Consider the following 23,138-nt stretch of genomic DNA (forward strand, 5'->3'; position numbering starts at 1 on the left):
CGCACGGCAGGGCGTTTACCTGAGCTCCCCGAGACCTACTCTGAAGATATGGGAGGGCCAGGAGACCCACCTGAGGGGACACCCGAGGGCGGCCCCGTGGGTGGTGAGGACGAGTACCGATCCGTCGTCTTCGACGAGTCGTTCGTCCGCGCTGCCCGCCTCCAGGAGTACTCCGCGCAGGAGCGCATGACCGACCACGCGCCCGCCGTACGCCGCCGCCCGCCGCTGCGCCGGGGACTGTCCCGGCAGGCGCTGATCCTGTTCCTGCTGATCGCCCTCGCCTTCGGTACCGCGATCTACATGGGTGTACGGCACCCCTACCAGACCTCCGCGGTCCGCCAGCCCGTCGAGCCCCTGCGGATGACCGTCATCCCGCTGGCCCCCGCGGGCAAGGTCCCGGGGCACACGGACGCCGAGTACCTCTACGGGCACAGCCCGGCCGCGCAGTACCGCGTCGGCGCCGAGGGCATCCCGCTGCCGGCCTCCCGCCGCACCGCGCACTTCTCCGACAGCCAGGTCGTGTCCGCGCTGACCACCGCCAAGGACTACATCGTGCGGTCCTCGCTCGACCCGGACGTCCTCGTCGGCGACCAGGTCCGTGCCGTGCGGGTGCTCCTCGACACGGACCAACTCGACCAGTTCGACCAGAGTTTCGCCCATCCGGCCGCGGACGGGAGGCACGCGCCGACCGGGTGGCTGGTTCGCTTCGACCCCGCAGAGGCGCGACTGGCCGACCACAGGATCCGGGTGCAGGGGAGCCTGCAGGCCGCCGAGACCGACTCGTCGACGCTGGAGGTCACGGCGGACCACACGTTCGTGTACGCACTGCGTTCCGCGGCCGCGGACGCCAGGCCCGAGGTGTCGCTGTTCACCGTCCGGCGTGAGCTGCACTTCCGGTTCGACCGGGACGATCTGCGGATGCACACGGCCCAGCTGGTCGTGTCCTACGTCCAGGCCGGGCCGCTGTCATGTGCGGAGGACTCCACGAACCGGCTGCATCCCTTGCTGGCCGGGGAGACGGCGAAGGCAGGCGGGCCGGCGGGGACGGACCCGTATGCGACGGGGAGTGCCACCGCGTTGTGCGGGTCGCTGGCGACCGGTGCGCAGCCGAAGGTGTGACCGGGACCCGGGGTAGGGCCGGTACGTCCCGTGCGGGCCGGTGGAGGCTGGTGGGGGCCGGTCGAGCCCACGCGGCATAGCCGCACGGCGACACAGCCCCCCCGCACCCACCCCGGGGGTCTCAGTCCTCCTCGTTGTTCCGGGACGTGTCGGTCGGCGGCTCGTCCTCCCGCGTGGCCGAGTTCGAGAAGCCGCCGAAGCCCCTCCGTACCCTGCCGCCCAGATCGCCCGCCCCGCCCGCGATGTCGCTGACCAGCTTCATCAGGGGATCCTTGGAGCCCTTGACGTTGGTCGCGTAGCTCGCCGCCGACTCGCGGAAGGAGTCCGTCACCGAGGTGTCCTTGTCCTCGGTGCGGCGCGGGTAGTGGCCGTCCATGATCCGCTGGTGGTCGCGGGACTCGGCCCACTTCTTCAGCTCGGCCGCCCGCACAGTGGTGAAGGGGTGGGAGCGCGGCAGGACGTTCAGGATCTTCAGCACGGAGTCGCGCAGGTCGCCGCCGGCCTCGTACTCCTCGGCCTGCTTCAGGAACGCGTCCACGTTCATCTCGTGCAGATGGTGACCGCCGGCCAGCTTCATCAGACCGCGCATCGAGGCCTTCAGGTCCTGGCCGACCAGCAGGCCCGCCCGGTCCGCCGACAGCTCCGACTTGCGGAACCACTCGCGCAGCGCGGTCACGATCGCCATGATCGCGAGGTTGCCCAGCGGGATCCACGCCACCCTGAGGGCGAGGCTGGTCAGGAACAGCAGTATGGTCCGGTAGACCGAGTGGCCGGACAGGGCGTGGCCCACCTCGTGACCGACGACCGCCCGCATCTCCTCCTCGTCGAGCAGGTCGACCAGACCCGTGGTGACGACGATGATCGGCTCGTCCAGGCCGATGCACATCGCGTTCGGCTGCGGGTCCTGGTTGACGTACATCGGCGGGACCTTCTCGAGGTCCAGGATGTAACACGCGTCCCGCAGCATGTCGTTGAGATACGCGAACTGCTGGTCGGAGACGCGCACCGAGTCGGACAGGAACAGCAGCCTCAGACTCCGCTCGGGGAGCAGACCGCTGAGCGCCTTGAACACCGTGTCGAAACCGCTCAGCTTGCGCAGCGCCACCAGGGCGGAGCGGTCGGCGGGGTGTTCGTACGCACGGGAGGAGATTCCCGGGAAACGCCTGCGCTGCCTGCTCGGCACGTTCTCGTGTCCGTTGTTCTGATGGCCGTCGTCGGACATGTCTTCCCCCATGTGCGTCTTTGGCTGTGCACTTTGACCTTTGTGATCCTTTGCGGACCCTTGTGCGGCCCTTTGCGCCCCCCGAAGCAGACCCCAGCCTAGGCGGAGATAGCGTGGACGGGCAGTACAGCGAAGGAGTCCACGTCATGGAGCACACCCGGGCCGCCTGGCTCACCGAGGCCGCGAGCGCCGCCGAGCAGCAAGGGTCCGGAAACCTGCTCCGGGTGGTACTGATCGTGATGTTTCTGGGCTGTGCGTTCACCGCGTGGTTCCTGCTGCGGGGGTACAAGCGGAAGGACGACTGAGAATGGGCGAAGGTTCCCTGCCGTCCCCCAACGGTGGAGTCGGCGTGATCGCCCTCACCGCGCCCGCTTACGATGGGCCGACAGCTTTGTCCCGCCCACCGGATAGGTCCTGCCGAAGATGAGCTTCCACAGCACCGCTGCCCAGTTGGTCACCCTCGCCGCAGAGGGCGAGGAGCACGGCGGCAACCACGAGAGCCTCGACCCCTTGGTGACCGGCGGCGCCGCGTTCCTCATCCTGCTGCTCCTGCTGTGGATCACCACCCGTTTCAACCGCGACCGCTGAGGCGCCGAGTGCCCAAAGCGGGGCACTCCGGGCCTCCCCCGGCCGGTGCCCTCAGGTCGGGCCGGTAGGGTCTGCACGCATGGGAGAGCAGGACATGCCTACCGGCCCGGGCAACAGCCCGTCGAACCCCGGCAAGCGCCGCCTCGGCGTCATGGGCGGAACGTTCGACCCGATCCACCACGGGCACCTCGTGGCGGCCAGCGAGGTCGCCGCGCAGTTCCACCTGGACGAGGTGGTGTTCGTACCGACCGGCCAGCCGTGGCAGAAGACCCACCGCCGGGTCTCCCCGGCCGAGGACCGCTATCTGATGACGGTCATCGCGACCGCCGAGAACCCGCAGTTCTCGGTCAGCCGCATCGACATCGACCGCGGTGGCGCGACCTACACCACGGACACGCTGCGCGACCTCAAGTCCCTCAACCCCGACACCGACCTCTTCTTCATCACGGGCGCCGACGCCCTCGGCCAGATCCTCACCTGGCGGGACGCGGAAGAGCTCTTCTCCCTCGCGCACTTCATCGGAGTCACCCGGCCCGGCCACACCCTGGCCGACCCCGGGCTGCCCGAGGGCGGCGTCTCGCTCGTCGAGGTCCCCGCCCTGGCCATCTCCTCCACCGACTGCCGGGCGAGAGTCGCCAAGGGCGACCCCGTCTGGTATCTGGTGCCGGACGGAGTCGTGCGTTACATCGACAAGCGCGAGCTGTACCGCGGCGAGTGAGCCGAGAGGGGCACCGGTGAACGACCGACACGACGCGGGCTACGGCGACGATCAGGAGAACCAGTACGCACTCGTCGGCTACGACGAGTACGGCCGGCCGGTCTACCGGCAGGTCCCGCCGCAACAGGCCCCGCAGCAGCAGTACGACCCCTACGCGCAGCAGGGATACGGCTACGACCCGTACGCCACGGGCAGCCAACAGGCCGCGCCGTACGACACGGGCACCCAGAACCCCGTCCCGCCGTACGACCCCTACGGCGCCGGCGACACCGGCCGGCAGGCGCCCGTGCCGCCCTACGACCCCTACGCCAACGGGGCCCAGCAGGGCGGTTCGGGGGCCTACGACCCTTACGGTCAGGCCGCCGCGAGCGGTCAGCAGCCCCGAGTCGCCGAGCAGACCGCCTACATCCCGCAGCAGGGCGGGCCTGCCCGGGGCACGCAGGCCGGCCGGGGCCATGCGCAAGGCACGCAGGCCGGCCAGGGGCACGCTGCGGGCCCCCAGACCGGCCAGGGATACCGCCCCGCGGTCGAGGAGGACCTTGCCGGCGCGGGCCGTCCCGGCGCCGCCGGTCCCGGTGCGGACCCCGCCAACGGGGACGAACGGCAGTACCACACCGCACAGTTCGCGTTCGTCGAGGATCCCGACGGTGACTCCGAGGACGTCATCGACTGGCTCAACTTCACCGAGAACCGCACCGAGCGCCGCGAGGAGGCCAAGCGCCGCGCCCGCAGCCGGCTCGTCGCCCTGGTCGTCGTCCTCGCCCTGGTCGCGGTGGGCGGCGTCGGCTACCTCTGGTACGCCGGAAAGCTGCCCGCGCTGTCGGACCCGGAGAGCAAGAAGGGCACCACGATCGCGGCGAGCGCCCAGAACCGCGACGTGATCGTCGTCCATCTGCACAACACCGCGAAGGGCGGCACCTCCACGGCGCTGCTCGTCGACAACACCACCACCAAGCAGGGCACCACCGTCCTGATCCCCAACTCCCTCGCCCTGACGGCCGACGACGGCACCACGACGACCCTCGCCAAGTCGGTCGACGACGACGGCTCCTCCGGGACCGTCGACTCCCTCGACACCGCCCTCGGCACCGACATCGAGGGCACCTGGCGTCTGGACACCCCCTATCTGCAGAACCTGGTCGACCTCGTCGGCAACATCGACGTCGACACCAACACCGCCGTGCCCGACCCGGGCGCCAAGAAAAAGGGCCAGGCGCCCCTGGTGAACAAGGGGAAGGGCCAGACCCTCAGCGGCAAGATGGCCGTCGCCTACGCCACCTACCGCGCCTCCGGCGAGGCCCAGAACGCCCAGCTGGAGCGCTTCGGCCAGGTCATGCAGGCCGTGCTGCGCAAGCTGTCCTCCGACCCGACGGCCGCGACCACCACCGTGCAGACACTGGCCCAGATCCTGGACCCGTCCCTGACCGACAAGGATCTCGGCACCTTCCTCGCCAAGCTCGCCGACCTCGCCAAGGGCGGCGACTACAAGACCGCGCTGTTGCCCGTCCAGCAGGACGGCACGCTGAGCGCGGCGGCCAGTGCCAGCGTGGTCAAGGACGTCCTCGGCGGCAAGGCGAAGAGCCCCGACAAGGACGCGGCCGTGAGCGTCTCCGTCCAGAACGCCACCGGCACCAAGGACAACACCGAGAAGGCCCGCGTCGTCCTCCTCAACGGCGGCTTCACCTTCGTCGACGGCGGCACACCCTCCTCGACGCAGGCCACCTCCAAGGTCGTCTACGCCGACGCCGCCGACAAGGCGAACGCCACCGAGGTCGCCAAGACCCTGGGCCTGCCCGCCGGCGCAGTCGCCAAGGGCAGCCAGTCGTCGAGCGCGAACGTCTCCGTGGTCCTCGGCCAGGACTACAAGCCGTCCTCCTCGTCCTAGGCCCGGGCTCCGGCTCCGAAGCGGCACCCCGCGTGATCTCCGCGATCACGTGGGGTGCCGTCGGCGGTCCGTGAGACCCTTGATGTCAATCGACCGCCGACCGAAAGCCTTGTAGTGACCGCCACTGACCGTTCTCTCGAGCTCATCAACGCCGCCGCGCAGGCGGCCGCCGACAAGCTCGCCCATGATGTGATCGCCTACGACGTCAGCGACGTCCTGTCGATCACCGACGCCTTCCTGCTGGCGTCCGCACCCAACGACCGCCAGGTCAAGTCCATCGTCGACGAGATCGAGGAGCGGCTCTCGAAGGAGCTCGGCGCGAAGCCGGTGCGCCGCGAGGGCGACCGCGAGGCCCGCTGGGTCCTGCTCGACTACGTGGACATCGTCGTCCATGTCCAGCACAGCGAGGAGCGGGTCTTCTACGCTCTGGAGCGGCTGTGGAAGGACTGCCCCGAGCTGGAGCTGCCGGCCGACGCCAAGGCGACCCGCGGCAAGGCGGAGGAGCACACCAAGCTCCGTGCCGAGGAGGACGCCGCAGAGTTCGGGGAGCCGCGGTGACCGCTCCCGCCGACCGGAAGGGCCGGGGCCGTCGCGTCATCCTGTGGCGGCACGGCCAGACCGCCTGGAACGTGGAGCGCCGCTTCCAGGGCACCACCGACGTCGAACTCACCGAGACCGGTGTCGGCCAGGCCCGCCGCGCCGCCCGGCTGCTGGCATCCCTCCAGCCCGACGCCATCGTCGCCTCCGACCTCCAGCGGGCCGCGAACACCGCGGCCGAGCTCGCCGCGCTCACCGGCCTGGAGGTGGCCCACGACGAGGGCCTGCGCGAGACCTACGCGGGCGTCTGGCAGGGGCTGACGCACGAGGAGATCATCGCCCGGCACGGCGAGGAGTACGCCGCGTGGAAGCGCGGTGAGCCGGTGCGCCGCGGCGGCGGCGAACTGGAGACCGAGGTCGCCGACCGCGCCGCTCCGGTCGTGCTCCGGCACGCCGAGAAGATCCCCGAGGACGGCACCCTTGTCGTGGTCAGCCACGGCGGCACGATCCGCACCACCATCGGCCGGCTGCTCGGTCTGGACGCCCGGCACTGGGAGAGTCTCGGCGGCCTCTCCAACTGCTGCTGGTCCGTCCTCGGCCAGGGCGCCCGCGGCTGGCGCCTCATGGAGCACAATGCCGGCACCCTCCCGGAGCCGGTGCTCGGCGACGACGACTGAGGGCTCCGGACCGGATTTCACTTCCGGCAGGTCGCAGGCTAAAGTTCTTCTTGTTCGCCCGCCGAGCGGGAAGAACACAAGGGGCTATAGCTCAGTTGGTAGAGCGCCTGCATGGCATGCAGGAGGTCAGGAGTTCAATTCTCCTTAGCTCCACAGATCGACACTCTGTTGAGTTGTCAAAGATCGGTGATCATCAAGGTCCCGCCTCCTTCAGGAGGCGGGATTTTTTGTGTGCTCCCGCAGCCGCGCCGCTTTCTCCCGTGTCTCCTCGTCCTCAGGTGTGTAGACCACGATCCGGCACTCCGGCATCCCGTCGATCGACAGCGACTGAGACGTCATCCGCAGTTCGCCCACCGCCTTGTGACGGAACGTCTTGACCCGTGGCCCCGGTTGCACCACCTCTCCGCTCGCCCACAGTTCGGCGAAGTACGGGCTGGCCGCCGCCAGCGCGGCTATGAAGCTCTCCCAGGCCGGTTCGCCCACATGTCTGCCGTACGAGGACCGCAGGGTCGCCACCATGACGGGCAGCTCGCGCTCCCGGTACATCAGCGGACACGCCCGCTCGGACACCGTGAACAGCGTCCACAGCGCGTTCGCCACCCCGATGTCGACGATCTCCGGGATCAGGAACAGGTGCCGGTAGCCCGGATTGGTGGCCAGGATGTCGTAGCGCGAGTTGTAGACGACCGCCGGGAGCGGGTCGAGGGCGTCGATGATGCCCTGCACCTCCGGGCCCGTCGACCGCGTCAGGCTCTCCGGGTCCGGGGCGAACGGCACCTGCGCCAGGCGGTACAGATGCTCCCGCTCCGGGGGGTCGAGCCGCAGCGTACGGGCCACGGCGTCCAGGACCTGCGCGGACGCGTTGATCGGCCGGCCCTGCTCCAGCCACGTGTACCAGGTCACACCGACGCCGGAAAGCTGGGCGACCTCCTCGCGGCGCAGCCCCGGGGTGCGGCGCCTGAGGCCCGGCGGCATGCCCACGTCCGCCGGAGTCACCCGGGCCCGCCTGCTGCGCAGGAACGTGGCCAGCTCGGGCCGTCGTCGGTGTGTCGTCCTCATCGTCACGTCCCCCTCGTCACGACCATCCTCGGTGCCGCACCCGGCGGTTGCCAGGTGCTGGCAGTACCAGCATCGGCGGGCTCTCGGCACCCTTACCGGGATGTCCTCAGGCTCGACGGCATGACGACAACGCCCCGGACGGGACCGGATCCCGCACCCGTTTTCCCCTCTGCCAAAAGTGAAGCACCCGCCACTGACAACCGGCCCCGGCCGCTGCTCGCGCTTGTGCTCGCCGCCCAGTTCATGGCGCTGCTCGACGTGTTCATCGTGAACGTCGCGGCCCCGACGATCGGCACGGAACTGCACGCCTCGGGCGCCCAACTCCAGTTGGTCGTCGCCGGATACGCCATCACGTACTCGGTGCTGCTGATCACCGGCGCCCGGCTCGGCGAACGGTTCGGGCACGGCCGGGTCCACCTCGCCGGACTCGCCCTGTTCACGACGGCCTCGCTCGCCTGCGGGCTGGCGCAGGGAGCCACCGAACTGATCGTCTTCCGGCTGGTGCAGGGCGCCGGTTCGGCGGTGATGATCCCGCAGGTGCTCAGCCTGATCCAGCGCAACTTCACCGGCGAGGCCCGGATGAAGGCGCTCGGCGTGTACTCGGCGGTCCTCGCGGTCGGCGCCGCCGCCGGGCAGGTCGTCGGTGGAGTCCTGGTCGGCGCCGACCTGTTCGGCACGGGCTGGCGGCCGGTGTTCCTCGTGAACGTGCCGGTGGGGCTCGTCCTGCTCGCCGTAGGCACGCGGGTCCTGCTGCCCGGGGACCGTCCGGCGCCCCGGGACCGGGCGCGCGGTCTCGACCTGCCCGGCCTGGTGCTGCTCGGCGCGGCCGTGTCGCTGTGCACGGTGCCGCTGGTGCTCGGTCAGGAGGAGGACTGGCCGCTGTGGTCCTGGCTGTCCCTGGCCGCCGCCGCGATTCTGTTCACCGTTTTCTGCGCCTACGAGTCCCGGCTGGCGAGGCGCGGCGGTGCCCCGCTGATCACACCCAGCGTGCTGCGCCACCCCGGCATGGGCCTCGCCGTCTTCCGGATCATGGCGGTCATGGCCGTCAACGGCGGCTTCCTCTTCGTTCTCACCCTGTATGTGCAGGGCGGCCTCGGCTACAGCGCGCTGCGGGCCGGGCTCTCCTTCGCGCCGACCGCGGTGATCTTCGGCATCGTCGGACTGACCTGGCGCGCCTGGCCGGCCTCCTGGCAGCGGCTGTTGACGCCTGCCGGGTTCGTGATCACCGCGCTGGCCTCGCTGGGCGTGGGCCTGGTGCTCAAGGGCGGCGGCGACGGCGGCGTCGCGCTGTACGCGGCGTACGCCGGCGTGGGCGTGGGGCTCGCGCTCGCCTTCAGCCCCACACTCACCGGGGCCCTCGCCACGGTGCCGCCCCGGCACGCGGCGGACGCCAGCGGTCTGCTCGCCACGGTCACCCAGCTCGGCCAGCTGATCGGCGTCGCGGGCTTCGGCACACTGTTCTTGAACCGACTTGAGTCACTCGGCCCCTCTGAGGCGTATACCTCTCCGGAGGCGCTTTGGACGTGCATGTTCGCGCTGGCCGGGACCGCCGCGGTGGGCGCCGTGTCCGGACTGGTACTCAGGCGTCGCTGACCGTATTGGTCCGGCCGTGGCAGAATCAAACGGCCGGAAGGGGGCGCGGCCCGACGGGAGGGAGTAGTGATGCCTGCGAGCATCCTCGTGGAGGTCGGCCACCTCCGCGAAGCGGCGTCGACAAGGGACACGACGGTCCGCCTCATCTGCCCTTCCTGCGGTTCTGTCCATGTCGCCCAGGTACTCGGCGACAACGGCGGAATCTCCTACGTGTGCACGGCCTGCGGCCACAGCTGGAGCTGAACGATGGGTGCACACAGGCGAAAGTGCGACTGGTGCGGCAGTGGGACGCCGATCGTGCGGGACATGGAGCCGGTCAATCCCGACTACCAGTACTGGTGCGAGGAGTGCGCGCGGGCGCTGATCATAAAAGGCGACCCCATCGAGACGTACCGCGAACTCGAGGGTGAGCCGATCTACGGCCGCCTCCTCGAAGAACACTGCACGCTGAAGCGGTTCTACTCCTTCGTGACCGCTTGACGTCGTCCCTCCCCGCCCCAGCGAAACGATTTGGTGTTCCACCCGGTGGACCGTGTAATGTTGGCGTCGCCGCGGGGAAACCCGCGGAACACCGCTCGGGGCTATAGCTCAGTTGGTAGAGCACCTGCATGGCATGCAGGGGGTCAGGAGTTCAAATCTCCTTAGCTCCACAGAAAGATCCCGCCGGATCATGGATCCGGCGGGATCTTGGCGTTTTAAAGGCAGTTGTGGCCGGACACCACGAAAGGGCCGCCCTCTTGAGGCGGCCCTTTCGTGGTGTCGGTTCAGCGGCCCAGTGCGCGGCGCCCGCGGCCCTGGGAGAGGACCGGCAGGTTGCGGGAAGGGCCCTTGTCGCGTGCTGTCTCCTCCTCGAGGCGCAGGGCGAGCGCGGGGCAGCGACGCACCGCGCGTAGCGCCTTCGCCTCGGCGTAGCGCGGTACCTGTGCCTGGGCGACGGTGGGGAAGCCGTCGGCGCCGAGTTCGAAGACCTCGGGCAGGATGTCGGCGCACAGACCGTGGCCCCGGCAGAGCGTCCAGTCGACGTAGATCTTCTGACGGCTGGGCCCGCTCTCCTCGGCCTCTGCGCCACCCGGGATGCCGGTGGGAGTCCTGCCGCCCTCGAAGAGCGGCAGAACGCCCTCCACGGGCCGTCCGCAGCCGTTGCCGAGGACATGGGCGGCCAGGTCGTCCGTGAACGCCTTGATGGTCGACTCCAGGAACATCGCGGAGCCGTCCGGGTGCGAGCAAGCGCCGCGCCGCTTCACGTTCTTGGCGACCTGTTTGAGGGCCTCCAGGGCGGCAGGCCCGCCGCCGTTGAGGATGTCCTCCATGCCGCGCGCGGCGGCCGGCAGACCGAGGTAGCAGGGGCCGCACTGGCCCGCGCTCTCCTCGGCCAGCCACTGCGCCACACGCAGTGACTCACCCAGCGGGCAGGTCTCCTGAGTGATCGGCAGGATCGCGCCGGCGCCGAGCGCGCCGCCCACGGCGTCCAGGGAGTTGCGGGAGACGATCGCCTCGTTGACCGTCGCCGCGTCGATCCACTTGCCGTGGTAACCGCCGGTCAGCACGCCCTGCGGGACCGGCGGGGCGCCGGCCAACTGCAGGACGTAGCGCAGCGGTACGCCCGTGGGGACCTCGATGACCATCGGGCGCGCGACGGCGCCGGAGACCGTGAGCAGGACGGTGCCCGGCTCGTCGTACAGCCCGGTGTTGCCGTAGCGCTCCGGGCCGATGCGGGCGGCGATCGCGAGCTGCGCGAAGGTCTCGGCGTTGGACAGCAGGGTCGGCGCCCCGCCGACGCCGCTCTGGGAGGCGCTGATCTTGCGGCCGGGCGGGATGGCCGGGCCGCCGTCGATGGAACGGATCAGCGAGGCCGCCGCTCCGGTGACCATACGGACGGGATTGCGCTGCACGCGCGCGCGTAGTGCCGATCTGCGGCCGTTGCTGAGACCGCGTTCGGCGAGGGCGGCCTCCATGGACCGTTGGGTGGACTCCCGGGTGACCCCCACCACGAGCGTGCGGGCACCCAGGGCTTCGGCGGCCAGGAGGGCGCCGTCCAGGATGAGGTGCGGGGCACGGTTGATGAGCACCGTGTCCTTGCGGCAGGCCGGTTCGTCCTCGCTGCCGTTGACGACGACGACCGGGCGGACGCCACGCTTGATCGCTGCCTCGGCGACCGAGCGCAGCTTCTTGTGGAAGGGGAAGCCGGCTCCGCCGCGTCCCTTCAGGTTGATGGCTTCGGAGAGCTTCGCGAGCTGCTCCCCGCCCATGGGTTCGAGCGGGCCGTGCACCTTCAGGTGCATGGGCAGGTCAAGTCGTTCGACAAGGTCGAAACCCGACGTGAGCTGAGGAAGGCCGACCACGCGGACTTCTGGTACGTCGGGCAGGGCCTCGTTCACCTATAGCCTCCGGAAGGCGTGTTCCAAGGTTCGCCCGAGCCCGGTGCGTCGAAGTCGTACGACTGACCGGGTGTTGTATCCGTGGCGGGACCGCTGTTGTACGTGTCATTCGGGTTGTACGTGCCGTAAAGGGTGTTCGTCTCACCGGTGTCGCGCACATCACCTGAGAGATAGCTGGCCGTGCCCGAATTACCGCCATAGGTCGGGATGTTGTACCCCGTGTCCTGGAGCGGGTCGTAGACGGAGGCTGGCGCTTCGCCGACCGGTGGCGGGGACGGGATCGGCCAGCTGCCGGAGGTGCTGCCGCTGTCCATGCGCGCGATGGGGTCGGTGGCGGCCTGCATGTCCATCGGCATGTCCATGCGTGCGGTCTGGCCGGTGTCGAACGGCTGCTGTGTGTTCGGTGACACAGCGCGATAGGCGGCCGCGAATCCGCTGCCCGCGGGCTCCGGGGCCGGCGGGGCCTGGTAGAGGGGCACGCCACCGGTCTGGGTCAGGCCCTCGTAGCCGGGCAGGGCGGACTCCGAACGCCGTCTGGGCGACTCGGCGGGCCGGCGGCTCTCGCGGCCCGGCGCGGCGGTTTCCGCGGCCCGCCTGGCGCGGCTGGCTTCCAGCTCCTCGCGGCCCGGCCGCTCCTCGGCGCCGAGGAGCATGGCGATCCGGTCGGTGACCTTGCGCTTGAAGGGGCGGGGGGCCGAGCGCAGGGCGAGGGCCGCGATGACACCGAGGACGCAGAGCACGTACATGTACGTGAAGATCGGGGCCTTCACCGCGCGCCCCGCGTACAGGCCGTGGATCAGTCCGGCGCACCAGGCCGGGTAGGCCAGCATGTGCATCGCCCGCCACCGTGCCGCGACCGGGGCCGGGGACGCGAACCGGTTGCGCAGGGCGCCGGTGATGCCGACGAAGATCATGAGCTGGCCGGCCAGGGTGCCGAGACCTATGAGGCCTCCGCTGCTGCTGAAGCCGAGCCCGAACGGGATGAACGCGGCGATCCAGGTCGTGTGGTCGAGGGTCAGTTTGATCCCGATGTGCAGCAGAAGGAACGCGATCGAGCCCACGGCGGTGATCCGGTGGATCCCCTGCGCGACGATCCGTTGCCGGGTGTTGAGGATCAGCCGGTCCTGTGCGACGAGCCCCCAGATCACGGAGCAGGTGAGGAGGACGAGCGTCACCACGCCCGCTCCGAAGTTGAGGAAGTCCTGCAGCCAGACACCTCCGTACACCACGACCAGAGGGATGGCCAGCAGAAAGACGGCCGTCGCCACCCCGTAGGCCGACCGGCCGGTCCTGGGGAGCGTGTTGCTAGTACTACGAGGGTTCATGGGGGCAACTCCGAGCGGTTCGGGAAGGCGGTCCCGCTGCCGCACTCTAAGTGGCGCCATACCGATGGGTACGGCATTTGAGTTATTGCGTTGTTATCAAACGACTGCGGGGCCGTTGTGATGTCCCTTAGTAGCTGTTACGCGAAGTAACCATTGGCCATGGCTCAGTTCCTGTGTCGGATCGGACGATTGCGCTCGACTGCGGCGGCGAGTGCGGCACCCGGTGCCACAGAGGCATACGTAAGCTCGTCGCGGCTTGCTCAACGGCTGCGGTACTCTGACGCCATGCGTGCCGTACGCCTTCTGCTTAGCGAGCCGCGCTGATCAGTCCCGACCACCGGTGAAGACGTGGTCGGAATCGGCGCGGCGTCCCCTCCTGTGCGAGGGGATTTTTCGTTTCCGGACGACACAGCCGCTGGCAGAGACGATCGATGGAGCTTTGAGGACCATGAGCGAGACGAACCCCGCTGCCGCCGAGGTGGCCGCGCCGCACCGCTACACGGCCGCCGTCGCGGCCGAGATCGAGGCACGCTGGCAGGACTTCTGGGATGCCGACGGCACCTACGCGGCGCCCAACCCCAAGGGTGACCTGGCCGGCGACCCCGGGCTGGTCGCCAAGCCCAAGAAGTTCATCATGGACATGTTCCCGTACCCCTCCGGTGCGGGCCTGCACGTCGGCCACCCGCTGGGCTACATCGCCACCGACGTCTTCGCCCGCTTCCAGCGGATGACCGGCCACAACGTCCTGCACACCCTGGGCTTCGACGCCTTCGGCCTGCCCGCCGAGCAGCACGCCGTGCAGACCGGCGAGCACCCCCGGGTCACCACCGAGGCCGCCATCAACAACATGAAGTCCCAGCTGCGCCGGCTGGGCCTGGGCCACGACAAGCGCCGGTCGTTCGCCACGATCGACCCGGACTACTACAAGTGGACCCAGTGGATCTTCGTCCAGATCTTCAACTCCTGGTACGACGACGAGGCGAAGAAGGCCCGCCCGATCTCCGAGCTGGTCGCGCGGTTCGAGTCCGGTGAGCGCCCGGTTCCCGGCGGCCGTTCCTGGGACGCCCTGTCCGCCGCCGAGCGTGCCGACGTCCTGGGCGAGTACCGCCTGGCGTACGCCTCCGACGCGCCGGTCAACTGGTGCCCCGGTCTGGGCACCGTGCTGGCCAACGAGGAGGTCACCGCCGACGGCCGCAGCGAGCGCGGCAACTTCCCCGTCTTCAAGGCCAAGCTGCGCCAGTGGAACATGCGGATCACCGCATACGCCGACCGCCTGCTGGACGACCTGAACGAGCTGGACTGGCCCGAGGCCATCAAGCTGCAGCAGCGCAACTGGATCGGCCGCTCCGAGGGCGCCCGCGTCGACTTCCCGATCGACGGCGAGGCGATCACAGTCTTCACCACGCGCCAGGACACCCTGTTCGGCGCTACCTACATGGTGCTGGCCCCCGAGCACCCGCTGGTCGAGAAGTTCACCCCGGGCGCCTGGCCCGAGGGCACGCACGACGTGTGGACCGGCGGCCACGCCACGCCGGCCGAGGCCGTCGCCGCCTACCGCGCCCAGGCCGCCTCCAAGTCGGACGTCGAGCGCCAGGCCGAGGCCAAGGACAAGACCGGTGTCTTCACCGGCGCGTTCGCCACCAACCCGGTCAACGGCGAGCAGATCCCCGTCTTCATCGCCGACTACGTCCTGATGGGCTACGGCACCGGCGCGATCATGGCCGTACCGGCGCACGACACGCGTGACTTCGCCTTCGCGCGCGCCTTCGAGCTGCCGATCCGCTGCGTGGTCGAGCCGAGCGACGACCGGGGCACGGACGCCTCGACGTGGGACGACGCCTTCGTCTCGTACGACGCCAAGATCGTGAACTCGCACGGCGAGGACGTGTCGCTGGACGGCCTGGGCGTGACCGACGCCAAGGCGCGCATCACCGAGTGGCTGCAGGGCAAGGGCATCGGAGAGGGCACCGTCAACTTCCGGCTGCGCGACTGGCTGTTCAGCCGCCAGCGCTACTGGGGCGAGCCCTTCCCGATCGTCTACGACGAGGACGGCATCGCCCACTCCCTGCCCGAGTCGATGCTGCCGCTGGAGCTGCCCGAGGTCGAGGACTACTCGCCCCGTACCTTCGACCCGGACGACGCGGACACCTCCCCGGAGACCCCGCTGTCCCGCAACCAGGACTGGGTCGACGTCACCCTGGACCTGGGTGACGGACGCGGTCCCCGCCCGTACCGCCGCGAGACCAACACCATGCCCAACTGGGCCGGCTCCTGCTGGTACGAGCTGCGCTACCTGGACCCGCACAACAGCGAGAAGCTGGTCGACCCGGAGATCGAGCAGTACTGGATGGGCCCCCGCGCGGGGCAGCCGCACGGTGGTGTCGACCTGTACGTCGGCGGTGCCGAGCACGCCGTGCTGCACCTGCTGTACGCGCGCTTCTGGTCCAAGGTCCTGTACGACCTGGGGCACATCTCGTCGCCCGAGCCGTTCCACAAGCTGTACAACCAGGGCATGATCCAGGCTTTCGTCTACCGCGACAGCCGGGGCTTCCCGGTGCCCGCCACCGAGATCGAGGAGCGCGACGGCGCCTTCTTCTACAACGGCGAACAGGTCAAGCGCGAGCTGGGCAAGATGGGCAAGTCCCTGAAGAACGCCGTCACCCCCGAGGCGATCTGCGAGGAGTACGGCGCCGACACCCTGCGCCTGTACGAGATGGCGATGGGCCCGCTGGACGTCTCGCGTCCGTGGGACACGCGCGCGGTGGTCGGCCAGTACCGCCTGCTGCAGCGGCTGTGGCGCAACGTCGTCGACGAGGCCACCGGCGAGGTGACCGTCGTCGACGCCGAGCCCGACGAGACGACGCTGCGGGCCCTGCACAAGGCGATCGACGGGGTGCGCCAGGACCTGGAGGGCCTGCGCTTCAACACCGCCATCGCCAAGGTCACCGAGCTGAACAACCACCTGACCAAGGCGGGCGCCGCGGTTCCGCGTCCGGTCGCCGAGTCGCTGGTGCTGCTGATCGCGCCGCTGGCCCCGCACATCGCCGAGGAGCTGTGGCGCAAGCTGGGCCACACCGACTCGGTCGTCCACCAGGACTTCCCGGTCGCCGACCCGCGGTACGTCGTGGACGAGACCGTGACCTGCGTGGTCCAGGTCAAGGGCAAGGTCAAGGCCCGCCTGGAGGTCTCGCCCGCCATCTCCGACGACGAGCTGGAGAAGGTCGCGCTGGCCGACGAGAAGGTCGTGGCCGCGCTGGACGGGGCGGGCATCCGCAAGGTGATCGTGCGGGCGCCGAAGCTGGTGAACATCGTTCCGGCGTAGGGCCCGGCCGGCGTGATCCGCCGGCCAGGACCTCAGACCCCTAGGGGCTGTGTGCGGGCAGGTTCGGGGTTCCTCCGGAACTCAGGGCCTGCCCGTGGCGTTTACCTTTGAAGAGCGGCACGGCGACCGCCGGGTCGGCTGGAGGAGGAGTTTCGTGGAAGCAGTGATCGCGATCGTGGCCCTGCTCTTCGTGCTCTTCGTGGCGCTCGGCGTGTACGCGACGGTGAAGGCGGTCGGCGCCGCCAAGCGCGGTGTGGACCGCACCATCACCCAGGCCCGGCGCACGGTCGAGGACCACACCCTGCGCGCCAAGTCCTTCGCCCAGCTCGGCCCGGCGGGCGAACTGGCCCAGCTGCGGCTGAAGCTGCGCACCTCGATGCGGGCCACCCAGGACGCGCTGCACGCGGGCGTGACCGAGGACGAATCCCTCAAGGAGTCCCTCGGCCTCTTCCAGCGGCTCAGCGCCCACGGCCACGAACTGGACGGCGAACTCAAGCGCCTGGAGTCCGAGCCCGACCGTACGACGCTCGCCGAGCGCCTGCCCGGTCTGCGGGAGCGCACCGAGCGCATCACACAGTCGGCGGACTCCCTGCGTTGGGCGGCACGCGACCGCGCCCGCCGCTTCGCAGACGACGACCTGGACACGCTGAGCGCGCAGATCGACGTCGAGTCCGGAGCCCTGCGGCACTGGACGAAGACCGAGCCCGCCGCGACCCCGCCCCCGTGGCCCGAGACCCCGACCGCCGGCGGCAGTGCCGAGCAGCAGACCTGGCCCGAGACGGCACGCTCCCGCACCGCCGAGGAGCCGACGCGGCCCGCGATCACCCCGCCGGGCCCTCGTCCCACCTACCCCTGGCAGAAGAAACCCCGTCCCGAGAGCACGACTTGATCCGGACACGGCCGCCCCAGGTGACAGGGGCCGGGCTGCCACCCGGGCGCTACGGCAGGTAACCTCCAGCTCATGTCCCGCCATGTCGCGATCGTCACGGATTCAACGGCCTACCTGCCGCAGGGGACGATGGAGCGGCACGGCATCACAGCGGTACCCCTGACCGTGGTTCTCGGTGACCGAGCGCTGGAAGAGGGCACCGAGATCTCCACCCGGTCACTGGCCCAGGCACTCCAGAAGCGACGCTCCGTCACCACCTCGCGGCCCAGCCCCCAGGTGTTCGCGGAGCACTACCGCAAGGTCGCCGAGTCCGGCGCCACCGGCATCGTGTCGCTGCATCTGTCCGCCGAGCTCTCCGGCACCTACGACGCGGCGGTCATGGCGGCGCGCGAGGCGCCGGTCCCGGTGCGCGTGGTCGACACCGGCATGATCGCCATGGCTCTCGGGTTCTGCGCGCTCGCCGCCGCCGAGGCCGCGGAGACGGGCGGCACGGTCGACGAAGCGGTCATGGCGGCGGAGAAGCGGGCCGCGGGCACGTCCGCCTACTTCTACGTCGACACCCTCGACTATCTGCGCCGTGGCGGCCGGATCGGGGCCGCGCAGGCTCTTCTCGGTTCCGCGCTCGCCGTCAAGCCGCTGCTGAAGCTGGTCGGCGGGCGGATCGAGCCCCTGGAGAAGGTGCGGACAGCGTCGAAGGCCATCGCCCGCCTGGAGGAGATCGCGGCAGACCGGGCCGGCAGCGCGCCGGTCGACATCGCGGTCCATCATCTGTCCGCCCCCGACCGGGCGGCGGCCCTCGCGGACCGTCTGCGGGCGCGGGTGACGGGACTTGTCGACCTGCATGTGAGCGAGGTCGGGGCGGTGATCGGGGCGCACACGGGGCCCGGGTTGCTGGGGGTCGTGGTCTCGCCCCGGTGACGGAGCCGCCGCACGGGGTGCCTGAGTCACTCGTCCGGGTGGCGGAGTTTTCCACAACCGGTGGGTAATCCCCGGGAATTGACCAAGATCATCACGAGAGTGCGGATGTGGCCGATCCTCGGCGCATGGCACTTCGATCACGCTCACGTACAGCGACGGCGACCAGCGGGCCGGGCCGCGGCCCTCATTCCGACGGGCGCTCACGGCATCGCCGGACGCCCGGAACCCAAGGCCGGGTCCGGCATCGGCATGCCGCCTCGGCGGACGAACTCCAGCGGCGGGCGGAGGTGCTCTTCGCCGAACGGGCGGGGGAGCGGAGGGACTCGGGCAAGGGGCCGCCGCCGGGTGGGCCGGGCGTGGACGACGACCTGGCGGGTGACCCGGAGCGCCTGAAGGCTGCCGGTGCCGTAGATGTCACCGAGGCCGGCTCGGCCGCCGATGCGGTCGGGTTCGTGGAGAGGGCTCGGTGGGAGGCGGGTGCTGCCCAAGAGAGCCGGCCGGACGGTGATTCCGCGGACGGGGCCCGGCGGGACGCCGGCTCTCGGGAGGGGCTTTGGCCCGACGCCGCTACCAGGGATCAGGCCTGGCGAGACACCGATTCCGGGAACGGGAACGGCTACGGGTACGAGGACAGGAACTGGCGGGAGCGGGCCGGGTCGGCTCTGCGGGAGCGGCTGCCGGTGTGGCTGCAGGCCCGGTGCGGCCTGGAGCGGCGGAACGTGGTCGCGCTCTCGGTGCTGCTCGTCGTGGCCGCGGTCTTCGCCGTGCAGCACTTCTGGACGGGCCGGACGCAGTCCGTCCAGGCGCCCGAAGTGGTGCGCGCGGCGGCGCCGTTCGGGGAGAGCGGGGCGAGCAGCGCGGGTGAACGGCGAGGGGCGGCCGGGCCGGCCGTCTCGGGCGGGGTCCCGAGCACGGCAGGACCGGCCGGGGCCGAGATCGTCGTGGACGTCGGCGGCAAGGTCCGCGAGCCCGGCATCCAGCGGCTGCCGGCCGGTTCGAGGGTCGCCGACGCGTTGAAGGCGGCCGGTGGAGTGCGCCCGGGCACGAACACCGACACACTCAACCGAGCGCGATTCCTCGTGGACGGCGAGCAGGTGATCGTCGGCGGCCAGGCCGCTCCTGCGCCCGCGCCCGGCACGGGCGGACCGGCTGCCGGCGGCCCGGCCGGCCCGGCGGCGGCTCCCGTCTCCTTGAGCACGGCCACCGTGGACCAGCTCGACACCCTGCCCGGCGTCGGCCCCGTGCTGGCCCAGCACATCGTCGACTACCGCACCCAGCACGGCGGCTTCCGCTCGGTGGACGAACTGCGCGAGGTCAACGGCATCGGCGACCGCCGCTTCGCCGATCTCCGGAATCTCGTACAGCCATGAGGCACGGCTCCAGGATGCGGCGAGGGCATGAGAGCGAGGCGCCGGAGCGGGCCGCTGTGCACGCCGCCTCGGGGAAGCGGCTCGGGGACGCCCACCCGCGGCAGGAAGGGCCTACGGATCTGCGTCTGGTGCCTGCGGCGCTCGCGGCCTGGGGCACGGCCGCTGTGGCCCTCGATGCCTCGCCGGGGTGGGTGACCGGGGTGGTGGCCGGGTGCCTGGTCATCGCCTGCGTGTTGTTGTCGGGACGGTGGCGCGGAGTGCGGGGCCCGGGAAGGGGCGGCCGGGTGCCGGTCGCCGCTGTGCTGCTCTGTGTCGCGGCGGCCGCCGTGTCCGCCGGGCTGCACGGGGCCGATCTGCGGCGGGGCCCGGTGCCCGCACTGGCCAGGCAGTACGCCACCGTGACCGCCGAGGTCGAGGTGACCGCCGACCCCCGGCTGACCCGGCCCCGGATCACGGGGGACCACGCGGCCCCGACCGCCGTCGTCATCGGCGCCGACGTCCGGCGGGTGGAGACGGTGGACGGGCGGGCGGTGGTGACGCGGGCGCCGGTGCTGTTGATCGTCGACGCGCGTGCGGGGGCCGGCTCGGGTGCACAGGGGGCCGCCCGTAGTGCGCCGTCCGCCGTGGAAGGTCCGGCTCGGTCGCCCTGGCTCGGGTTGCTGCCGTCCACGCGGGTGCGGGTCACCGCGCGTGCCGCGCCGGCGTTGGCCGGGGGTGACCGGGTCGCGGCCGTACTGCGGGTGTGGGACCGCGGAGGGCCCGAGGTCGTGGGGGAGGCGTCGGGGACGCAGCGGTTCGCGGGGCGTTTGCGGGCAGGGCTGCGGGAAGCCACCGACGGGTTGCCGGCGGATGCCCGGGCGCTGTTGCCGGGGCTGGTCGTCGGGGACACCTCGCGGATCACGCCCGAGTTGGACGAGGCCTTCAAGGAGACCGACCTCGCGCACACGCTCGCCGTCTCCGGCAGCAACCTCACGATCCTGCTCGCCCTGCTCATCGGGCCGCCCGGACTCGCCCAGCTCGTCGAGCGACGAGGACTGGCGCCCCGCCTCGGGGTGTCGCTGCGGACGACCGCGTTGCTCGGCGGCGGGCTCACGCTGGGTTTCGTCGTCGTGTGCCGGCCGGACCCGAGCGTGCTGCGGGCCGCGGCCTGCGGGGCCGTCGCGTTGCTCGCTCTCGCGACCGGACGCCGCAGATCACTGATCCCGGCGCTGGCGACAGCCGTCCTGCTGCTGGTGCTGTACGACCCGTGGCTGGCCCGCAGTTACGGCTTCCTGCTCTCCGTGCTGGCCACCGGAGCCCTGCTCACGCTCGCGCCGCGCTGGAGCCTGGCATTGCGCCGGCGCCGGGTGCCGCCGCGGTTGGCGGAGGCGCTGGCCGCCGCGGCAGCCGCGCAGGCCCTGTGCGCGCCGGTGGTCGCCGTGCTGTCGGCGCGGGTGAGCCTGGTGGCGGTGCCGTGCAATCTGCTCGTGGAGTTCGCGGTCGCCCCGGCCACGGTGCTCGGCTTCGCGGCGCTGGCGACCGCACCCGTGGCGATGCCGGTGGCCAAGGCGCTGGCCTGGTGCGCGAGTTGGCCCGCCGGGTGGATCGCGGACGTCGCCCGGACCGGTGCGTCGCTGCCCGGCGGGGGAGTGGACTGGCCGGGCAGCTGGACAGGCGCGGGGCTGCTCGCTCTCGTCACCGGGCTCCTGCTGCTCGTCGGGCGACGGCTGCTGAGGCATCCCTGGTGGTGTGCCGTCTGCGCCATGGCGTTCGTGCTGGCGGTCGTGCAGCCGCCACCTCTGACCCGGGTGATCACAGGCTGGCCACCGCCGGGCTGGCGGCTGGCGATGTGTGACGTGGGCCAGGGCGACGCGATGGTGCTGGCGGCGGGCGAGGGCTCGGGAGTGGTCGTGGACGCCGGACCCGATCCGGGGCTCGTCGACGACTGTCTGCGCACGCTCGGCATCACCAAGGTGCCGCTCGTGGTGCTGACCCATTTCCACGCCGACCATGTGGCGGGGCTGGCCGGGGTACTGCGGGGGCGGTCGGTGGGGGCGATCGAGACGACGGGGCTCGAGGAGCCGCTGGACCAGGCCGAGGCCGTACGGCGGGAGGCGGCCGCCCGGCGCATTCCGGTGACGCGTGCCGTGGCCGGCGAGGAGCGGTGTACGGGAGCGCTGACCTGGGAGGTGCTGTGGCCGCCGGCGGGCCCGGCGACGGTGGCGGCGACGGGCGGGCCGAACGACGCCAGTGTCACGATGCTCGTACGGTCGGCCGGGCTGCGCTTCCTCCTCCTCGGGGACCTCGAACCCCCGGCCCAGCAGGAGCTGTTGAGATCGCCGGCGGGTGCGCGGCTGGCCGGGGTGGATGTCCTCAAGGTCGCTCACCACGGTTCGGCCTACCAGGACCCGGAGCTGATACGCAGGGCCGCCCCGCGGCTGGCGCTCATCTCCGTCGGTGCCGACAACTCGTACGGCCATCCGGCTCCCAGTACGGTCGCCGCGCTGCAGGCCGGGGGCGCGGTGGTGCTGCGGACGGACCGGGACGGGGCGCTGGCGGTCGCCGGGGCGGGCGGCGGAAACGGAGACGGAGGAGGTGCGGGGCGCGGCGCCGGTGGCGGTGGCGGTGGAGGCGGTGGCGCGGGGGGTGGGGAGCTGTGGGTGGCGCGAGACTGGAGGCATGAATCCCACACAGGTTGACGCGTATCTCCGCCGACTGGGAGTCCAGCACCCGGCGTGGCCCACCGTGGAGGTCCTGCGCGAGCTGCATCTGCGCCATCTGCAGACCGTGCCCTTCGAGAACCTGTCGGTCCACCTCGGTGAGGAGATCGTGCTGGAGGAGGAGCGGCTGGTGGAGAAGGTGGTGGGCGCCAGGAGGGGAGGGTTCTGCTACGAACTGAACGGGGCGTTCGGGGCGTTGCTGGCCGCGCTCGGCTTCGACGTCACGCTGCTCGCCGGCCGGGTGTACGCGGACGAGGGGCGGCTCGGGATCCCGTACGACCATCTCGCACTGCGGGTGCGGACGGTGGACGGGGGCGATTGGCTGGCCGATGTCGGGTTCGGGGCGCACAGCCACTACCCGCTGGCGTTCGGGGCGCGGGGCGAGCAGGAGGATCCCGGCGGCACCTTCCGGATTGTCGAGGCGGGGCCCGATGCCGCCGGGGTGCGGAGCGGGGACGGTGGGGTGCAGAAGGGAGGGGCTGACGCCGCGGATCTGGATGTGGTCATGGGCGGCAGGAGCCAGTACCGGCTGGAGGTGCGGCCCCGGGCGCTCGGTGATTTCGTGGCCGGAGCCTGGTGGCACAGCACCTCGTCGGCCTCGCACTTCACCCGGTCACTGGTGTGTTCGAGGGTGACGGAGGACGGCGGGCGGATCACTCTCAGCGGTCGCACCTTCAAGGTGACGGCGGCCGACGGGGCGCGGGAGGAGCGGGAGTTGGAGACGGACGAGGAGGTGCTGGGGGCGTACCGGGAGAGGTTCGGTATCGAGCTCGACCGGGTGCCGACTGTACGAAACCCCGACGGGAACGGCGGTGTGCAGGCCGTGTCGAAGGGGTGAG

20 protein-coding genes and 2 tRNA genes are annotated in these 23,138 nt (G+C 71.0%); 18 read left to right on the forward strand and 4 right to left on the reverse strand.

The genetic code is table 11. The features are described 5' to 3' along the window. The first annotated feature begins 48 nt into the window (after positions 1-48). Positions 49-1,119, forward strand: a complete 1,071-nt coding sequence (locus M2157_RS31605) for a hypothetical protein (RefSeq protein ID WP_280857587.1) — start codon at positions 49-51, stop codon at positions 1,117-1,119. Positions 1,120-1,240: 121 nt separating this feature from the next. Here the strand turns inward: M2157_RS31605 and M2157_RS31610 are convergent, their stop codons facing one another. Continuing rightward, positions 1,241-2,341: a M48 family metallopeptidase gene (locus M2157_RS31610; RefSeq protein ID WP_280866883.1), complete on the reverse strand. Its 1,101-nt coding sequence runs from the start codon at positions 2,339-2,341 to the stop codon at positions 1,241-1,243. Positions 2,342-2,487: 146 nt separating this feature from the next. Between M2157_RS31610 and M2157_RS31615 the strand changes: the two genes are divergently transcribed. The 7 genes from M2157_RS31615 to M2157_RS31645 all read left to right on the forward strand — a co-directional run bounded on the left by M2157_RS31615 (position 2,488) and on the right by M2157_RS31645 (position 6,899). Continuing rightward, positions 2,488-2,646, forward strand: coding sequence for a hypothetical protein (locus M2157_RS31615; protein WP_266523353.1), 159 nt, complete (start codon positions 2,488-2,490; stop codon positions 2,644-2,646). A gap of 118 nt (positions 2,647-2,764) precedes the next feature. Further along, on the forward strand, positions 2,765-2,929 hold the full coding sequence (locus M2157_RS31620; protein WP_031051387.1) for a hypothetical protein: 165 nt from the start codon (positions 2,765-2,767) through the stop codon (positions 2,927-2,929). Positions 2,930-3,008: 79 nt separating this feature from the next. Then, positions 3,009-3,647 (forward strand): nicotinate-nucleotide adenylyltransferase, encoded by a 639-nt coding sequence (gene nadD / locus M2157_RS31625; RefSeq protein ID WP_266523350.1) that lies wholly within the window; start codon positions 3,009-3,011, stop codon positions 3,645-3,647. A gap of 16 nt (positions 3,648-3,663) precedes the next feature. Next, the gene (locus M2157_RS31630) at positions 3,664-5,532 is read left to right on the forward strand and encodes an LCP family protein (RefSeq protein WP_280866884.1); all 1,869 of its coding nucleotides are present in this window, start codon (positions 3,664-3,666) and stop codon (positions 5,530-5,532) included. Between the two features lie 114 nt (positions 5,533-5,646). Beyond that, positions 5,647-6,090 (forward strand): ribosome silencing factor, encoded by a 444-nt coding sequence (gene rsfS / locus M2157_RS31635; protein ID WP_057615887.1) that lies wholly within the window; start codon positions 5,647-5,649, stop codon positions 6,088-6,090. Next, complete coding sequence (locus M2157_RS31640; protein ID WP_280866885.1) at positions 6,087-6,746, forward strand: histidine phosphatase family protein; 660 nt, start codon at positions 6,087-6,089, stop codon at positions 6,744-6,746. Before rsfS ends, M2157_RS31640 begins: the two co-directional genes overlap by 4 nt. Before the next feature lie 80 nt (positions 6,747-6,826). Then, positions 6,827-6,899: transfer RNA gene (locus M2157_RS31645), tRNA-Ala, on the forward strand. A 57-nt stretch (positions 6,900-6,956) separates the two neighbouring features. Here M2157_RS31645 and M2157_RS31650 read toward each other — a convergent pair. Continuing rightward, positions 6,957-7,805: a helix-turn-helix transcriptional regulator gene (locus tag M2157_RS31650; RefSeq protein ID WP_280866886.1), complete on the reverse strand. Its 849-nt coding sequence runs from the start codon at positions 7,803-7,805 to the stop codon at positions 6,957-6,959. Positions 7,806-8,030: 225 nt separating this feature from the next. Here M2157_RS31650 and M2157_RS31655 point away from each other — a divergent pair, with 225 nt between their 5' ends. The 4 genes from M2157_RS31655 to M2157_RS31670 all read left to right on the forward strand — a co-directional run bounded on the left by M2157_RS31655 (position 8,031) and on the right by M2157_RS31670 (position 10,048). After that, positions 8,031-9,398, forward strand: coding sequence for an MFS transporter (locus M2157_RS31655; protein ID WP_280866887.1), 1,368 nt, complete (start codon positions 8,031-8,033; stop codon positions 9,396-9,398). A 69-nt stretch (positions 9,399-9,467) separates the two neighbouring features. Then, positions 9,468-9,641, forward strand: coding sequence for a hypothetical protein (locus M2157_RS31660; protein WP_106409891.1), 174 nt, complete (start codon positions 9,468-9,470; stop codon positions 9,639-9,641). A gap of 3 nt (positions 9,642-9,644) precedes the next feature. Beyond that, positions 9,645-9,878: a hypothetical protein gene (locus M2157_RS31665; protein ID WP_003976229.1), complete on the forward strand. Its 234-nt coding sequence runs from the start codon at positions 9,645-9,647 to the stop codon at positions 9,876-9,878. A 97-nt stretch (positions 9,879-9,975) separates the two neighbouring features. Beyond that, positions 9,976-10,048, forward strand: a tRNA-Ala gene (locus tag M2157_RS31670). A gap of 114 nt (positions 10,049-10,162) precedes the next feature. Here M2157_RS31670 and M2157_RS31675 read toward each other — a convergent pair. Further along, the gene (locus M2157_RS31675) at positions 10,163-11,776 is read right to left on the reverse strand and encodes an NADH-quinone oxidoreductase subunit NuoF family protein (protein WP_266523338.1); all 1,614 of its coding nucleotides are present in this window, start codon (positions 11,774-11,776) and stop codon (positions 10,163-10,165) included. Then, positions 11,773-13,044 (reverse strand): cytochrome b/b6 domain-containing protein, encoded by a 1,272-nt coding sequence (locus M2157_RS31680; RefSeq protein WP_280866888.1) that lies wholly within the window; start codon positions 13,042-13,044, stop codon positions 11,773-11,775. The genes M2157_RS31675 and M2157_RS31680 overlap by 4 nt, the downstream gene beginning before the upstream one ends. Before the next feature lie 505 nt (positions 13,045-13,549). Between M2157_RS31680 and leuS the strand changes: the two genes are divergently transcribed. The 6 genes from leuS (at position 13,550) to M2157_RS31710 (ending at position 23,137) form a co-directional block, all read left to right on the forward strand. Further along, positions 13,550-16,423, forward strand: a complete 2,874-nt coding sequence (gene leuS, locus M2157_RS31685) for a leucine--tRNA ligase (RefSeq protein ID WP_280866889.1) — start codon at positions 13,550-13,552, stop codon at positions 16,421-16,423. Between the two features lie 154 nt (positions 16,424-16,577). Further along, on the forward strand, positions 16,578-17,312 hold the full coding sequence (locus M2157_RS31690) for a hypothetical protein (RefSeq protein WP_280866890.1): 735 nt from the start codon (positions 16,578-16,580) through the stop codon (positions 17,310-17,312). Between the two features lie 72 nt (positions 17,313-17,384). Beyond that, a complete protein-coding gene (locus M2157_RS31695; protein WP_266523331.1) occupies positions 17,385-18,230 on the forward strand; it encodes a DegV family protein in 846 nt (281 codons plus the stop codon). A gap of 125 nt (positions 18,231-18,355) precedes the next feature. Further along, positions 18,356-19,600 (forward strand): helix-hairpin-helix domain-containing protein, encoded by a 1,245-nt coding sequence (locus M2157_RS31700; protein ID WP_280866891.1) that lies wholly within the window; start codon positions 18,356-18,358, stop codon positions 19,598-19,600. 14 nt (positions 19,601-19,614) lie between these two features. Then, on the forward strand, positions 19,615-22,278 hold the full coding sequence (locus tag M2157_RS31705; RefSeq protein WP_280866892.1) for a ComEC/Rec2 family competence protein: 2,664 nt from the start codon (positions 19,615-19,617) through the stop codon (positions 22,276-22,278). After that, a complete protein-coding gene (locus M2157_RS31710) occupies positions 22,259-23,137 on the forward strand; it encodes an arylamine N-acetyltransferase (protein WP_280866893.1) in 879 nt (292 codons plus the stop codon). The genes M2157_RS31705 and M2157_RS31710 overlap by 20 nt, the downstream gene beginning before the upstream one ends. Position 23,138: the final 1 nt, after the last annotated feature.

It is taken from the genome of Streptomyces sp. SAI-127, assembly GCF_029894425.1.
GTDB lineage: Bacteria > Actinomycetota > Actinomycetes > Streptomycetales > Streptomycetaceae > Streptomyces.

What these genes read in the sequence shown, in the direction of transcription:
- M2157_RS31605 (WP_280857587.1), top strand. Translation starts at nt 49, where the DNA reads ATGGGAGGGCCAGGAGACCCACCTGAGGGGACACCCGAGGGCGGCCCC.
- M2157_RS31695 (WP_266523331.1), top strand. Translation starts at nt 17,385, where the DNA reads ATGTCCCGCCATGTCGCGATCGTCACGGATTCAACGGCCTACCTGCCG.
- M2157_RS31710 (WP_280866893.1), top strand. Translation starts at nt 22,259, where the DNA reads ATGAATCCCACACAGGTTGACGCGTATCTCCGCCGACTGGGAGTCCAG.
- M2157_RS31615 (WP_266523353.1), top strand. Translation starts at nt 2,488, where the DNA reads ATGGAGCACACCCGGGCCGCCTGGCTCACCGAGGCCGCGAGCGCCGCC.
- leuS (WP_280866889.1), top strand. Translation starts at nt 13,550, where the DNA reads ATGAGCGAGACGAACCCCGCTGCCGCCGAGGTGGCCGCGCCGCACCGC.
- M2157_RS31650 (WP_280866886.1), bottom strand. Translation starts at nt 7,805, where the DNA reads ATGAGGACGACACACCGACGACGGCCCGAGCTGGCCACGTTCCTGCGC.
- M2157_RS31610 (WP_280866883.1), bottom strand. Translation starts at nt 2,341, where the DNA reads ATGTCCGACGACGGCCATCAGAACAACGGACACGAGAACGTGCCGAGC.
- M2157_RS31660 (WP_106409891.1), top strand. Translation starts at nt 9,468, where the DNA reads ATGCCTGCGAGCATCCTCGTGGAGGTCGGCCACCTCCGCGAAGCGGCG.
- M2157_RS31665 (WP_003976229.1), top strand. Translation starts at nt 9,645, where the DNA reads ATGGGTGCACACAGGCGAAAGTGCGACTGGTGCGGCAGTGGGACGCCG.
- M2157_RS31705 (WP_280866892.1), top strand. Translation starts at nt 19,615, where the DNA reads ATGCGGCGAGGGCATGAGAGCGAGGCGCCGGAGCGGGCCGCTGTGCAC.
- nadD (WP_266523350.1), top strand. Translation starts at nt 3,009, where the DNA reads ATGGGAGAGCAGGACATGCCTACCGGCCCGGGCAACAGCCCGTCGAAC.
- M2157_RS31700 (WP_280866891.1), top strand. Translation starts at nt 18,356, where the DNA reads ATGGCACTTCGATCACGCTCACGTACAGCGACGGCGACCAGCGGGCCG.
- M2157_RS31620 (WP_031051387.1), top strand. Translation starts at nt 2,765, where the DNA reads ATGAGCTTCCACAGCACCGCTGCCCAGTTGGTCACCCTCGCCGCAGAG.